Annotated in this window: 24 protein-coding genes; 14 read left to right on the top strand and 10 right to left on the bottom strand. The window is 57.4% G+C overall.

Translation table 11 applies throughout. From position 1 onward, the window contains the following. The first annotated feature begins 111 nt into the window (after positions 1–111). Complete coding sequence (locus SynBIOSE41_RS05820) at positions 112–1182, top strand: hypothetical protein (protein ID WP_186539981.1); 1071 nt, start codon at positions 112–114, stop codon at positions 1180–1182. Positions 1183–1210: 28 nt separating this feature from the next. Here the strand turns inward: SynBIOSE41_RS05820 and SynBIOSE41_RS05825 are convergent, their stop codons facing one another. From SynBIOSE41_RS05825 to SynBIOSE41_RS05845, 5 genes are all read right to left on the bottom strand, one after another. Further along, on the bottom strand, positions 1211–1651 hold the full coding sequence (locus SynBIOSE41_RS05825; protein WP_255475972.1) for a DUF3750 domain-containing protein: 441 nt from the start codon (positions 1649–1651) through the stop codon (positions 1211–1213). An 11-nt stretch (positions 1652–1662) separates the two neighbouring features. Then, a complete protein-coding gene (locus SynBIOSE41_RS05830) occupies positions 1663–1830 on the bottom strand; it encodes a hypothetical protein (protein WP_156486813.1) in 168 nt (55 codons plus the stop codon). Positions 1831–1882: 52 nt separating this feature from the next. Continuing rightward, a complete protein-coding gene (locus SynBIOSE41_RS05835) occupies positions 1883–2119 on the bottom strand; it encodes a hypothetical protein (RefSeq protein WP_186539982.1) in 237 nt (78 codons plus the stop codon). A gap of 113 nt (positions 2120–2232) precedes the next feature. Beyond that, positions 2233–2601: an AbrB family transcriptional regulator gene (locus SynBIOSE41_RS05840; RefSeq protein ID WP_186539983.1), complete on the bottom strand. Its 369-nt coding sequence runs from the start codon at positions 2599–2601 to the stop codon at positions 2233–2235. A 178-nt stretch (positions 2602–2779) separates the two neighbouring features. Beyond that, complete coding sequence (locus SynBIOSE41_RS05845) at positions 2780–4732, bottom strand: DNA polymerase (protein WP_186539984.1); 1953 nt, start codon at positions 4730–4732, stop codon at positions 2780–2782. 42 nt (positions 4733–4774) lie between these two features. On the opposite strand from SynBIOSE41_RS05845, the gene SynBIOSE41_RS05850 reads away from it, so the two are divergent. From SynBIOSE41_RS05850 to SynBIOSE41_RS05870, 5 genes are all read left to right on the top strand, one after another. Next, positions 4775–5065, top strand: coding sequence for a hypothetical protein (locus SynBIOSE41_RS05850; protein WP_186539985.1), 291 nt, complete (start codon positions 4775–4777; stop codon positions 5063–5065). Positions 5066–5208: 143 nt separating this feature from the next. Next, on the top strand, positions 5209–5382 hold the full coding sequence (locus tag SynBIOSE41_RS05855; RefSeq protein ID WP_186539986.1) for a conjugal transfer protein TrbI: 174 nt from the start codon (positions 5209–5211) through the stop codon (positions 5380–5382). A 45-nt stretch (positions 5383–5427) separates the two neighbouring features. Further along, on the top strand, positions 5428–5571 hold the full coding sequence (locus SynBIOSE41_RS05860) for a chlorophyll a/b-binding protein (RefSeq protein ID WP_066907841.1): 144 nt from the start codon (positions 5428–5430) through the stop codon (positions 5569–5571). Positions 5572–5733: 162 nt separating this feature from the next. Next, positions 5734–5946, top strand: a complete 213-nt coding sequence (locus SynBIOSE41_RS05865; RefSeq protein WP_186539987.1) for a hypothetical protein — start codon at positions 5734–5736, stop codon at positions 5944–5946. 15 nt (positions 5947–5961) lie between these two features. Beyond that, complete coding sequence (locus SynBIOSE41_RS05870; RefSeq protein WP_186539988.1) at positions 5962–6141, top strand: hypothetical protein; 180 nt, start codon at positions 5962–5964, stop codon at positions 6139–6141. A gap of 22 nt (positions 6142–6163) precedes the next feature. Here SynBIOSE41_RS05870 and SynBIOSE41_RS05875 read toward each other — a convergent pair whose 3' ends face one another. After that, the gene (locus tag SynBIOSE41_RS05875; RefSeq protein WP_186539989.1) at positions 6164–6334 is read right to left on the bottom strand and encodes a hypothetical protein; all 171 of its coding nucleotides are present in this window, start codon (positions 6332–6334) and stop codon (positions 6164–6166) included. A gap of 47 nt (positions 6335–6381) precedes the next feature. Here SynBIOSE41_RS05875 and SynBIOSE41_RS05880 point away from each other — a divergent pair, with 47 nt between their 5' ends. Further along, positions 6382–6561: a hypothetical protein gene (locus SynBIOSE41_RS05880; protein WP_186539990.1), complete on the top strand. Its 180-nt coding sequence runs from the start codon at positions 6382–6384 to the stop codon at positions 6559–6561. A gap of 91 nt (positions 6562–6652) precedes the next feature. On the opposite strand, the gene SynBIOSE41_RS05885 is transcribed toward SynBIOSE41_RS05880, so the two are convergent. Continuing rightward, positions 6653–7237 carry a ferritin gene (locus SynBIOSE41_RS05885; protein WP_186539991.1) on the bottom strand — a complete coding sequence of 195 codons (585 nt, stop codon included), beginning with the start codon at positions 7235–7237 and terminating at the stop codon, positions 6653–6655. A 282-nt stretch (positions 7238–7519) separates the two neighbouring features. Between SynBIOSE41_RS05885 and SynBIOSE41_RS05890 the strand changes: the two genes are divergently transcribed. Genes SynBIOSE41_RS05890 through SynBIOSE41_RS05900 form a run of 3 tightly spaced genes read left to right on the top strand, consistent with a single transcriptional unit; the run spans position 7520 to position 8777 of the window. After that, the gene (locus SynBIOSE41_RS05890; protein WP_186539992.1) at positions 7520–7675 is read left to right on the top strand and encodes a hypothetical protein; all 156 of its coding nucleotides are present in this window, start codon (positions 7520–7522) and stop codon (positions 7673–7675) included. Positions 7676–7687: 12 nt separating this feature from the next. After that, entirely contained in the window at positions 7688–7942 is a 255-nt protein-coding gene (locus SynBIOSE41_RS05895) for a TIGR03643 family protein (protein WP_186539993.1), read from the top strand. A gap of 1 nt (position 7943) precedes the next feature. Beyond that, positions 7944–8777: an SDR family NAD(P)-dependent oxidoreductase gene (locus SynBIOSE41_RS05900; RefSeq protein ID WP_186539994.1), complete on the top strand. Its 834-nt coding sequence runs from the start codon at positions 7944–7946 to the stop codon at positions 8775–8777. Here the strand turns inward: SynBIOSE41_RS05900 and SynBIOSE41_RS05905 are convergent. Both SynBIOSE41_RS05905 and SynBIOSE41_RS05910 read right to left on the bottom strand, forming a co-directional pair. Continuing rightward, entirely contained in the window at positions 8725–9198 is a 474-nt protein-coding gene (locus tag SynBIOSE41_RS05905) for a cupin domain-containing protein (protein WP_186539995.1), read from the bottom strand. The genes SynBIOSE41_RS05900 and SynBIOSE41_RS05905 overlap by 53 nt on opposite strands. 110 nt (positions 9199–9308) lie before the next feature. Next, positions 9309–10160, bottom strand: coding sequence for an NAD-dependent epimerase/dehydratase family protein (locus tag SynBIOSE41_RS05910; RefSeq protein WP_186539996.1), 852 nt, complete (start codon positions 10158–10160; stop codon positions 9309–9311). Positions 10161–10303: 143 nt separating this feature from the next. Here SynBIOSE41_RS05910 and SynBIOSE41_RS05915 point away from each other — a divergent pair, with 143 nt between their 5' ends. Together SynBIOSE41_RS05915 and SynBIOSE41_RS05920 are read left to right on the top strand one after the other, a co-directional pair. Next, entirely contained in the window at positions 10304–10477 is a 174-nt protein-coding gene (locus tag SynBIOSE41_RS05915; protein ID WP_186539997.1) for a hypothetical protein, read from the top strand. Further along, positions 10474–10821 carry a hypothetical protein gene (locus SynBIOSE41_RS05920; RefSeq protein ID WP_186539998.1) on the top strand — a complete coding sequence of 116 codons (348 nt, stop codon included), beginning with the start codon at positions 10474–10476 and terminating at the stop codon, positions 10819–10821. Before SynBIOSE41_RS05915 ends, SynBIOSE41_RS05920 begins: the two co-directional genes overlap by 4 nt. Positions 10822–10841: 20 nt before the next feature. Here the strand turns inward: SynBIOSE41_RS05920 and SynBIOSE41_RS05925 are convergent, their stop codons facing one another. Beyond that, positions 10842–11249, bottom strand: coding sequence for a YccF domain-containing protein (locus SynBIOSE41_RS05925; RefSeq protein ID WP_186540875.1), 408 nt, complete (start codon positions 11247–11249; stop codon positions 10842–10844). 96 nt (positions 11250–11345) lie between these two features. Here SynBIOSE41_RS05925 and SynBIOSE41_RS05930 point away from each other — a divergent pair, with 96 nt between their 5' ends. Together SynBIOSE41_RS05930 and SynBIOSE41_RS05935 are read left to right on the top strand one after the other, a co-directional pair. Continuing rightward, a complete protein-coding gene (locus SynBIOSE41_RS05930) occupies positions 11346–11573 on the top strand; it encodes a Nif11-like leader peptide family natural product precursor (protein WP_186539999.1) in 228 nt (75 codons plus the stop codon). Positions 11574–11656: 83 nt separating this feature from the next. Then, positions 11657–11956 carry a hypothetical protein gene (locus SynBIOSE41_RS05935; RefSeq protein ID WP_186540000.1) on the top strand — a complete coding sequence of 100 codons (300 nt, stop codon included), beginning with the start codon at positions 11657–11659 and terminating at the stop codon, positions 11954–11956. Positions 11957–12169 lie beyond the last annotated feature (213 nt).

The following is a 12169-nucleotide window of genomic DNA, read 5'->3' on the forward strand; positions in this document are numbered from 1 at the left end:
CAGCTCAGCCTGGATGGCGGCAGCCCTCAGTCCTCCCTTTGAGCTGACAAGCAGGTGCGATCAGCAGTCGTCCGACCGGTTGAATTGATCCGGGAGATCACGATGAATACCATGCCCTCAAAACGCAGTGCTGGTGCTCGTTTCGGACCATCAGACAGTCCTGGGGCGAGGCGTCTTGAGGTCTGGCTCCAGCCCCGGACCATCGAGCTGCTCGACACTCTTGCCCAGCAATGGGGAGTGGCCCGCGGCGAGGTGATCGATCAGCTGGTGACTGGCTGTTCGGCTTCTCCAGCACAACCGCCCCGGGCTGAGCGGCACGCTGCAAAGCAGGACCGTCTTGACCGCTCGGAGTTCTATGACCGGGATGCAGCCCGTCTTCAGGCCAGGCGATGGGAGATCTGCAGAAAAGACGCCAGTGACTTGCCGGGTGTCACTGCCAAGCAGATCAATATTTTCAAAATCGAGCAGAAGATGGACCGTGACCGACCCTTGTCTGATGCAGGCAAGCAGGCGCTGCTTGATCTGCTTGAACACCACAGACGTCAGGTTCCTGAAGAAGCTGCTCTGCTGGCTGAACACATTCAGCGAATGAAGCAGTGGGCCACACCGGATCGGCTCAGGGCGATCGACGGCGCTGTTGAATCTGCTCCGCAGATGACGACTCGCGATGCAGCAACGCGTTTCCTGCTGACTGCTTTGGAAACTGTTGGTCTCAACGGTCACGACAGGATCGATGAGCGGGTCTGGTCTGAACTTGAAGATCTGATCCCCTACGCCAAGGTCTTTGACTTCACATCCAGTGGCTCTCCCGAAGACAACGTCATCCGACGCTGTTTGTTCTGGGGAGTCGCCCTGCGTCTGGCAACACTTGAAGGAGACCCTCCACAGAACACCGCTGAGTGTCTGGCATGGTGCGGTTTCGCCGTTCACCAGTCGGAGCAGGCTCGAAATACCGATCAATGGTGGTCTGAGCTCACGGACAGGATGGCTGGCAGACCTGGCATTGAGGCGGATCGCCGATTGCTGGGCCTGCCAGCCGAAGGCAATCTCACTGTCCAGACCATCAAGGCTGCCTACAAGCTCACTGCCAGAAAGGCTCATCCGGATCTGGGTGGCACTGCTGAGCAGATGACTCAGATCATTCAGGCGAAAGATCGGTTGATTCAGGCGCTCGAGCAGTGATGCCTTCTGGACCTGGCTGCCATCGTCATCAGATGGTGTCTGGAACAGGGAAACTTTTGCCGACCGCTCGTTTGCCGAGATTCATTTTTTCGCGAACGATCCATTGCGCAAACGTGTTGCTGTTCGGGCCGGGCCAGTATCTGTAGCTTTCTTTGAAGGGGTAGTTGCTGGGGGAGGATTCAATCTTCGCCGCCATGCTCAAAGCATCATCACCCATCCATTGCTCGATTAAATGTGATGGACCACTGCCAACACCCTGGCAGGGAGCCAGAAGGTTCTTGTGAAGATGCCCCCAGCAGGACTGATTCTGGCGTGCGAATTGCCAGATTTCCCAGCGATCACAAGTCTGTAGATCGCTGGCTTCAGCACCACGAATCACGAGCAGCCAATAGTGGTCTGCAGCCAGGCCTGGCAATCCTGGAATTCTGGCTGCACGAAGCTCAACCTTCAGCATTGGGTGGTCGAACAAGAAATCATGGCTTAAAGATCTTTGGCTTGCTGCCGTTGCTTCCTGAGCTGAGCTTTCTTCAGCTTCTCCTGCATTTCGTAGTTGGTTGTTCGAGTGAAGGAATAAAAGAGGACCACAACAATTGCTGCCAGCCCCAGGCCCAGTGCCGCCAGATAAATAGGGGGAATCAGGCTCAGCAAGGTCTACTCAACTGTGATTGAAACTCTGGACCGGTTGATCGACTTCAATGGCTCAGCCCTTGGGCTCAACCGGAGTTGATCCGTCTGGTTGCTCCTTTGCCGGAGACACTGAAATTTCGATGGAACACTCATCGTTGAGCACATGCAAGGTTCCGTCCTGCCTGATGTACTCATAATCTTCCGGTTCACCTGTGACCTCTTCCGATTTCAGAACATGCTCCAGCTCTTGAAGAGATAAGTCTTTCCAATGGAGTCGTTCTGTACTCACCGAAGATCTGCTCTGGGACATCACTTTAGTTGATTGGCCATGGGGCCCTTTCCTCTGGTTGATACATTAAAAAGCAGGGCTGACAGCAACCCTGCTTTCGAACAACTGAGTGGTGATCGGCTCTTGTGGCCTGATCACTCCTCGCCTTCTTCCTCGCCTCCGACAGGAATCAGGCGGATCGCCTTCTTGCCCAGCTTGATTTCGAATTCATCGCCAGGAGCAAGATCCAGCATGGCTGTGTAAGCCTTGCCAACCAGGAGGTTGCCGTTGCCTTGCACTTTGGCGGTGTAGCTGAGTTTGCGACCACCTTTGCCCATGCCGGCAGAACCACCACCGAGTTCGATGCCCTTGGCATTCAGCAGTGCTTCGTAGAACGCGGTGAAGTTCACCCGGTCAGAACCGTCTTTCTTCTTTGAGACATACCCACAGGCAGTTGCCAGATCAGTTTTGGATACATCACCTAGTTCTTTGACCTTGGACAGTAGATCGGCGCCGGTGAGCATTTCAGATAAATGAATTCGTCAACCATATTTATACCTTGCTGCCCATGAATAACAAGTCTTGAGCTTGTCTTGCCCTGAACCTTTCGTGGATCTCCTCTTTGGCGGATGTAGCGGATGAGCTCGCAGAAACCTGTCCCATGCCTGTAAGGATTTAGCTCAGTCGATGAATGCGACCTTCTCAGTGAGCCTCTCCCCAGCTCTCTGCAATGTTGCATTCCGCCTGCAGTGGAATGTCACCCAGGTACTGGTTCTGAAGCTTCTCGGAGGTCATCGAGGCCAAGGCGACGGCCTTCACTTCCTCCACCAGATCCCGTGGAACCTCGAGAAGAATCTCATCATGAATCAGGCCAACGATGTGAACACCTGAGAAGCGATCCAGCGCAGGCCAAAGGTCACCGAGTGCAGCGGCGAGCAGATCGCGACCAGAGCCCTGAACAGGAAAGTTGATTCCGTTTGTTCGTCCCAGCGGCTGCATCGCTCTGGTGCCATCCGGGCCTGCCTGGTTGCTGCGGAATGTCATTCGTCGTCCGGCAATACTGCGCACTTCAGTCACCGTCTCGCTGGAGAACTTCTCCATTTCCTGGCTCATCTGCGGGTGCAGGCGATGCCAGGCGTCGTAAACCTTGTGGGCTTCCATCTCCGTGACCTGCTCACCGCGAGCTCGGGAAAGCAATTTGCGAACACCTGACAGCCCGCAGCCGTAGGCCAGGGCGAAATTGGCGCGTTTCCCAATCGTTGAGCGCTCCGGATCCGCTTTGCTGATCTCTCTTCCGCAGGCCTGACTGGCGATGTAGGAATGCGGGTCGATGCCCTCCAGCAGGATCCTGCGCTGGCCATCGTCGTTGTAAAGCCTTGGGCTGGCCTGGAGACGGATCTCAATGGATGACCAGTCGAGGTCCATCAACACGCTGTTGGGGTTGCCGGTGCCGAGTGCTTTTTTGCGATCGCCGGTGATGCCCTGGAAATTGAACCCACACTGCCCGAGTTTCACGGCTTTGGGTTCGCCTTGTCTCTGGCCTGTTTTGAACCGCTCGGTATCGGAGGGAACGTGACTGCTGGTTTCGCGGATCAGGGCACTGGTGCTCATGCGACCAGTGCTGGCACCAATGATCCGGTAGTGGGGACGGACCCGGCCATCCGTGAGCCTGGCTTCTTCAAGCAGCCAGTTCACTTCTTTCAGTTCCTGATCCAGCGCCTTCAGCTGAAGCAGTTGCCCGATCACAGGATCGGGCAGGAAAGAGTTCAGAGTCCGGTCTTTGGTGTTGTCGATCGGTTCGCCCAGGTGACGACTCAGGGCGTTCTGCAACTTGTCCGGACTCCTGTAATTCTCGATCCCGAGTCTCTCTTGCACCTCTGCTGCCAACCGTTCCCGTTCGCTCAGAGCCTTCGTTCTGGATTGGAGTGCAGCCTCCATATCAACCGCCAGACCTCGAACCTGACCATCGGCGCAGGCACTGATCATGGAGCAATCAAGCCGGTGTACCGCGATCTGTTGCGTGGCCACAAGTTGCTGATGCAGCGCACGCCCCAGAGGCAGAACAATCTCGGCATCCAGAGCCGCATAGCGCAGCTGGCTGGCGGTGAGGGCATTCCCCCAGTCGCTGCTCTGTTCACCCTTGTCGAGTGCCCGATGCAGGTAGTGAGCAGACGCGGCGGCCAGGCTGTTGCTCGGCAAGTCGCCGATGATCTGACAGGCCAGCATCGTGTCCCACCACTGGCATAACGGTCTGATCCCTGCAGCGATCAGAAAGGTGGCTTCAAACAGGAGGTTGTGGCCCACCAACATGCGCTCAGGGTTGCGCGCAAGTGTGCACAGCCAATCAACGGCCGGTTGGCCGATCACCGCCACATCAATCACCAGCGTGCTGCTGCTGTCAGCCGTCTTCAGCTGAGCCAGACGAATCTCGCCCCCGAGAGATGGGCTGAGGCTGGCCTTGTGTCGCCAGAGATCGGTTCGACGGTTGAACGTCTCCAGATCAAAGCCAATGGATAGTGCCATTGAGTCGGGATCCGGCAGATCATCCGGCCTGTCGATGTAATGGATGCCATTGGGAGACTTTCCGGAGAAAGGCACCGGGTCAGCCGGTTGGATGGCGTCAGCCCCTGGGAATAGCAGTTGCTGATCGAACAACGACTTTGACGTTCTCCAGGCAGTCTCGGCTGGTTGAGGCGATTGAGGAGTGCCGGACGATGCAGGGTCTCTCGATCCGGCTCAGTTCTTGACTGGGCAGGCGCAGGCGTCCATCTGCAGCTCGCGGGTCACGGCTGCCACACCATCCATGTCGCGGAAGGCGCGGTACATGGCCAGCTGTTTGTTCAGGTCTTGGCAACGGTTGCTGTTGGCTTTCATCTGTCCAACTCCAACAATGGTGGTGCACTCATGCTGGCCAGCGCAAATGCACGCGTCGGTGACAACGGCTACGGATATCCGATCGATGTGTTGCCCTCTGTGATGCGTGGATGAGTCAGATGAAAAAAAACCTGTGAATCTGCCTCTTTGCAACTCGTCCGGAAAGATCCTGAAACCGTACCTCTGAGGTCGGCTGTCCCCTCTGCTCAGCGCAGTGAGGCAGGCATAGAACGAAAAGGTCCTTCTCGGAGACATCCATGACAGCAGTTCCTGTTCAGTGCGCCTGTCCTGGTTGCAGCTGCGCCGTTGAGGAAGCCACAGCCATGCGGCGTGGCAACCAGCTCTTCTGTTCGCAAGCCTGCGCCAACGGTCACATCAACAGCGAGCCCTGCCATGGCCATGAGCCCTGCGGTTGCAGCTGCGCCGGCTGATCTCCCTGATTCACTTCTGCATCTGAAACCATTGCACCTAAAACCATGACTGACACCACCCAACGCCGCTTTGGCTTTGTCAATTTCGCTGAAACCTGGAATGGCCGCCTGGCAATGCTCGGTTTCGTGATTGGTCTGGGCACCGAACTGCTCACAGGCCAGGGCATCCTCAATCAGCTCGGTTTCTGACCGTCGCTGGCATCTGCAGAGATCGGCTTATCAAGCTCTGAGCCTGAGCGTGTGTTCGGCTCAGGGCGGATTTCACTGTCACGATCGAGCTTTGGCCTGGCGATCGTTGAAGAACAGTCATTCAACGTCTCACCTTGGTGAGGCTTCTGCCGTCTCTGCACCATGACCAACCATCGCCTTTCGGTTGAGCAGAAATTCAACCTTGAATCGTCGTTTCGTGAGATCGATGCCTGTGAGGACATCGAGAAGTTACGTCAGCTCAGCAAACAGATCATCACGGCGCAGGAAAACGAGAAAGCCTTTGCCCGGGAAACGATTGTGCAGATCAGACGCGAGTTCGAGGCCAGCGCCTCTCGCCGTTTCGGCTTCGCTTAGGTCAGGAGTCAGCTGATGTCGCCACTGCAAACGATCAACCGCTATCTGGTGCGCTACCGGGATCTCAGCGGAGCAACCCTCGAAGGTTGCGTCTATGCCTCCGATGCGATGGAGGCCAGAGATCTGGCCCGCGAATTCACAGCTGAACTGCGGCAGCGTCCGAATCTGATCCGCGCGATCCTCAGAGTTCACTGAACACTGATCCACCGCCGTCTGTTCAGCCTGCACGCTGCTGTTGAAGCACCTCGATCTTCAGGTTCAGTTGTGCGTTGAGTTCCTCGAGGTGACAGACCTCATGTTCGAGCACCTGCATGTATCTGGCGATGGAGGGATCCGTGCCTCGCAGGCTTTTGCGCGCCTGCTTCTGCAGGTCTTTGTCCACATTCATCCAAGCAGCGGCCAGTGACGAGAACCCTACGGAGCTAAGCCACAGTGATGTGGTCACGCGGGGTTGGCTTAGGTGGAGACCCTTCTCAACCTGGCAAGACCCTCGCGCGATTTCTGGTGCTGTTCACAGTGAGCCTCATCACGGCTGTCTGGCTGCAGTGGTCATGGCTGCACTGGCTGCTCGCGGCAGCTGCGCTGTGGGTGCTCTTCAAGCTGTTCCGGTCGTGAAGCTCGGCATGCGTTCTTCGCTGAAGCCGCCGCAAAACAAAAGCCCCGCTTCAAGCGGGGCTTGTTGCTGAGTTGGAGATTGATCAGCTGATCAGCCTTCGAGCTTGGCGGGCTCGGCTTCGCCTTCCCTCAGTTCGGCGTCGATGATCATCACGGCAGCAGGGTTGCCGGCAGCGAACTTGACGCGGCCGAGCAGATAGGCGGCTTCATGCTCGGAGAGGCGCTGACCGTCAACGATGGGATCGAGGAACACCGAAGTGCGCCTGTCGAGATCCTGCTCAGCCGTGCCATAGAGCTGAAGCACCGAGGCGGTGACGTCGGCTTCCATGCGGAAGACATTGGCGATCACCTGCTCCACATCAGGCCATTGCTGGCGGGGGGGTTCAACGGTGTCGAGCACAGGGCGCTGACCTCTGGAGATCAGGTAATCGGCGAATTTGGCAGCGTGCTGGTCTTCCTGCTTGGCCTCATCGCGGAGATGCTCGGCAAAGCCGACCAGCTCGCGTTCAGCAAACCAGATGGCAGCAGCGAAATAGGCAGCTGCGGACTGTCGCTCAAGGTTGAGGTGAGCCTGCATGAGATCAAGCATTTCGCTGGACATGGGCTCGGCCATGGCGCGGCCTGCAGGACCGACTGGAATGGCAATGGTGGCTTGAGCAGTTGCTGAATTTGTCATGTCGAACCTCTGGGAGGGATGCATCAGTTCTACATCACAAAACAGCGAAAGATATGCGTGAAAACCGAACATTAAGCGATCAAAATATGCTTTTGAGAATCACATTCAAGAGCCCCAGATATGCTTTTGAGAATCATATTCAGCAGTGCAAATCTGCTGCTGAGAATCAGTTTCGTTTGCGGGGAAGGACGGATGGTGGCCGGCGACCTGGACGCGCCTGCGGCTAATGTTTCGCAATGTTAAGAGCGCGGGCCGCTGGCCCTTCGCCTCATTGCTGCATCCATGACCTATCCCTTCGGAGCTGTCAGAGCCGAGCTTGAGAAAGCTTTTGCGCTCCCTTCTGTGCCGCCCGCCTCCGAGTCGAATCGGGTCTCCAGAGCACGCGAACTCAGTGAGTCCGACCGTGCAGTGGCTCTGTTTGAGCATCCCGACCACTGATCCGATCGTTGAATGGACCTTGGAGTGCCCGACCAGCTCACTGCTCAGGAGATCGATCGTGTGATCGAGATGGCCTGGGAAGATCGCACCCCGTTCGAAGCGATCGAATTTCAGTTCGGTTTGCCGGAGTCGGCGGTGATTGCTTTGATGCGTTCTGAGCTCAAGTCCGGTTCTTTCCGTTCCTGGCGCAAGCGAGTGACCGGCCGGCGCACCAAGCACGGGATTACCAGTCAGTCCGATCGGTTCCGCGCCACCTGTCATAAATGAGATGACAACATCCAGATCCAGCTCAACCCGCAGTGTGCTGATCACCGGTGCCTCCAGTGGTATCGGCCTGGCCACGGCCCATCAGCTGCTCGATCGAGGTTGGCGTGTCTTTGCGGCTGCCCGCCGACTTGAGGCGATGGAGCCGTTGCGCAGCCGCGGTGCTGAGGTGCTGCCGCTTGATCTGGCTGATGAAGGGTCGCGCCGGCAGCTCGCCGATGTGATCAACCGCGAGGCAGGGGCATTGGATGCCCTGGTGAACAATGCCGGCTACGGGGAAGCGGGTCCGGTGGAGACCATGCCTGTCGAGCGTGCCAGGGCGATGTTTGAGGTCAATGTTTTCGGGCTGATCGGCCTCACCCAGATGCTGCTGCCGCCCATGCGTGAACGGCGTTGTGGTCGCATCATCAATCTTTCATCGATTGCGGGCCGTTTTGTCACGCCCGGAGCCGGCTGGTACGGCGCCAGCAAGCATGCTCTTGAGGGCATCAGTGATGCTCTGCGTCTGGAGCTGCACAGCTTCGGGGTGCAGGTGGTGCTGGTGGAGCCGGGACTGATCCGCACCGGCTTCGCGTCCAACAGTGCGGCTTCCTTGCAGTGGCAGGCATTACACCCCGTCTGGGGCCTCATGATGCGTCGTGTGGGAATGGCATGGGATCAGGGTTATCGCCAGGCTTCCTCGCCGGAGCTGGTCGCCCGCACCATCGTCTCGGCTCTGGAGGCACCCAGGCCGAAGCCCCGTTACCGCTGTGGCAGTCAGTCGGAAGCACTGGTGCTGCAGCGGTTCATCCCCACCCGGCTGTGGGATGCACTGGTGCGCCAGCGCATGATCGGTTAGCGGCGTCCAGGCTCTGCAGCGCCAGCCACTGAGGCATCAATGCGCGCGGAATTGGTCTGGGTTGATAGTCACGTGGATCAACCGGTCCATGACGTAACACCGCATTCACAACGGTTGCAGCCTGATCACTGCGGACGATGGCGGCATGCGGAATTCTCGGCGGAATGCGGACCCAGGTTCGATCATTTTGCGTCAATCGGATTAACTGAAACTGGCGATTCTGAAGAATGATCAGATCCATGCTGCCACTCAAAACCATCAACTGGTCGGTTTGGTGACGATGGCAGAACAACTCGGCATGCAGGCTGGTTGTCACGTCCGCAACGAGCGTTTCATGACTGGTCAGGGGATCACTGAAAAAGGCATTTCCCGTGTCAAGGCCTCCGCATCGGATGATTTCAATTGATTGTTGATTCGCCATGATATTTGCATTGATTGTGCAAATCATCGCGACTCAATCGTTGGAGCTGATGTGTGCATGATACCCATTCAGCCTGTTGTCAGCGATTGATCATTCGCTGCTTCAGCGATTCAAACGATGGCTGGTTCCAGCATCGATGGTGACATCAGCTTGAAGCCGGCGTCCTTGATCTTCTGGTTCGAAACACGGGCATTCATGCTGCGTTCGCTGGTTGAACTGGAGTGGCTCCAGAGCACCGGAGGCAAGCCATCCTGATCGCAGATCAGGGTGGAGAGTTCTCTTCGGCTGAGCTGCATGTCGTCGACCAGGTTGTAGATGCCTGTCAGTTTCTGTTCGGATGCGAACTGCACGCCTCTGGCGATGTCGACAAGGCCGCTCCAGGCATTGATGGCATTGCCGTTCTTGGGCACCTGCTGCCCGGCGGCCTCGCGGATCATGCCCACCATGTCTCGACCGGGTCCATAGATCCCGCCCAGTCTCAGCACGCAGATCGAGGTGTCAGGGCGGTCAATGTCGATCATCAGCTCTTCAGCTGACGCAAGCATGCTGTTCACCGGCGAGCTGGAGTCCACTGATGAGTGCTCCCACGCCTCTTCTCCCTGCCGGTCTCCGTACACGCTGACGCTGCTGATGTAAGTGATGTGCAGGGGTTGCGTGCTGGTTCTGCGCCTCAGTGCGCCGGCAAGGTTGCGCATGCCTCGGGCGAACACATCGCTGTAGCCATCGTTCTGCCTGGTGGGTGCCACGCTGATCAGCAGGCCCTGCAGATCGGCAAGGAAGGAGAGGTCTGGATCTGCATCGGTGATGTCGAGCTGGCGGACGTCATCCATCAGTTGCCGCAGTTCGCGCACGTTCTCCACTGAACGAGTGGTGGCAGTCACGGCCTGACCGGCCCTTTTCATGCGCATGGCCACGGCGGTGCCGACGTATCCGCTGCCGATAACTCCGTATCTGAGGGCCATGTTCGCTGTTCGTGTCAACCCCTTTTAACGGATCTTGACCTGCCACTGTTGCAGCGACGCCGACCGTTTGGCCGTTCTGTTGGTGCGGGCTTGCTGATGATGCGCGATCCATGATTGGCTGCCCTGATTGCGATGTGCAGTGAATGGACGACGAAAACCAGATGCAGCTGGAGCGCCTGCGCACTGTTCTTGAAGTGGCCAGGCGTAACGGCAATCAGCTGTTTATCGACAACATCGAGCGTGAGATCGCAGCCCTGGAACGTGGTGAGTGTTCTCCCATCGTTGAGGAGTACCTCACGGAGGAGGAACGTTCTTGAGCTTCAGCAGTGCCACATCACCTCTGACGCATGCGCTGCTCAGGAATGTGGTGATGTTGGTGATGTTGACGGATCCCTCCTGGGCCGGTCTCGATCACTACACAGAGCTTGACCGGGTTAACGGCTGGCTGATTGAGCGCAAGCAGGGGGCCGATGGAGCTTTGAGCTGCCGCGCGTATCTGCCCTCAGGTGCGTCGTGGTTCAGCAGCAACATTCATCTGGATGTCAGGGGCGAGCTTGTGGTGCCCGCAGGACGCCGCTTTGAAGGGGATCAACAAGAGCTCGAGGCGGTGCGTGAGGCAATAGACCGCTGCAGCCGTGATTTTCTTTATCTGCCGCGTTGAACCGCGCTGATCATGAATGATCAAAGCTTGCGGACCGGCACAACGGTCATTCCCACCGGTGCCAGGGCAATCAGGGCCAGCTTCATGTGCTGAATTCCGAAGGGGATGCCCACGATCGTCACAAAACAGGCCAGGGCGGAGGTCAGATGGCCGATCGCCAGCCACCATCCCGCCACCAGAAACCAGAGAACGTTGCCGATCAACCCCAGTGATCCGGTGCCCAGATCATCGCGGCCGCGCAGCTCCCTGCGGTTCACGGCTTCCTGGCCGAAGGGCCAGAGTGAGAAACCTCCGATCACGAAGCAGGAGCGTGCCCAGGGCAGCCCCACCACCGTGATCGCGCAGATCACTCCGGCCAGCCACCAGCCAAGAGCCATCATCAGACCGCCGAGCACGATCCAGAGAATGTTGAGCAAGGAACTCAGCATGGGAGCTGCCTCGAGAATCGCGATCTCTCCACACAATGATCCGCTTTCACGCATCCGCTGGGAATCGTGTTCAATTGCACCAGTTCATCAGCAGCGATGACGGCATCACCCGTTCAGCAGTTTCTCGAGCGTCTGGGCCGTGATCCGCTCCTGCAGGTCAAGGTCCAGGCGGCGGTTACCGCCGACGAGGTGGCCCGGCTGGCCCAGGAGCTCGGTTATGTCGTCTCCGGCAGCGACCTTCTGATGTTGTCTGGCCGCAGTGCGGCTGGGGTTCGCGTCACACGGGTGGATCACCCCGGTGAATATCCAGGTCGTTACTACTGAATTCAGCTGTTGTCATGGAGGTGCATTCGGTCACAGACAACTTCGCAGGGCTCTGACAATGTCGCTGGAATTTGAGATTTCAAGTGGCAGCCAGGTTCCTCAACAATGTTCGTGTCCGCTGCAAAAAAGGCTGCGAAGACAGATTCATCGCCGTGACGGAGCAATGGGTCAATCCCGAAGGGATGCTTGATGCCTACTGGGCCAGGACAGGCGAACGCTCCTACTGCTTTGTCGGTCTCTGGGAGAGCGAGGAGAGTCTGGTGGCAGCACGGCCTCAGATGATTGAACATCTCAATTCGGTGCGCGAGTTCTTCGAGGAGCTCTCGCCGGAGCTCGGAGTCACCGACCCTGCCTCTGGTCCTGTCATCACCCACAAGCCTTGAATTGGCGACCCGGTCACACCATCGACGGCTAGTTCAACGGATCTTTTGTGACGAGCTTTCAATTCACTGGATCCTGGCAGTTATGGAAAAAAACGGTCTTTGAATCGCTTGGGTCATGGCATCAACTAATGACGAACAGAAATAGGCTCATTAGGATTAGATGCCATGCTTAAAGAAGATGATGAGTATCAATGAGGTCGCGTATGAACATGC

This window comes from Synechococcus sp. BIOS-E4-1 (genome assembly GCF_014279995.1).
GTDB lineage: Bacteria > Cyanobacteriota > Cyanobacteriia > PCC-6307 > Cyanobiaceae > Synechococcus_C.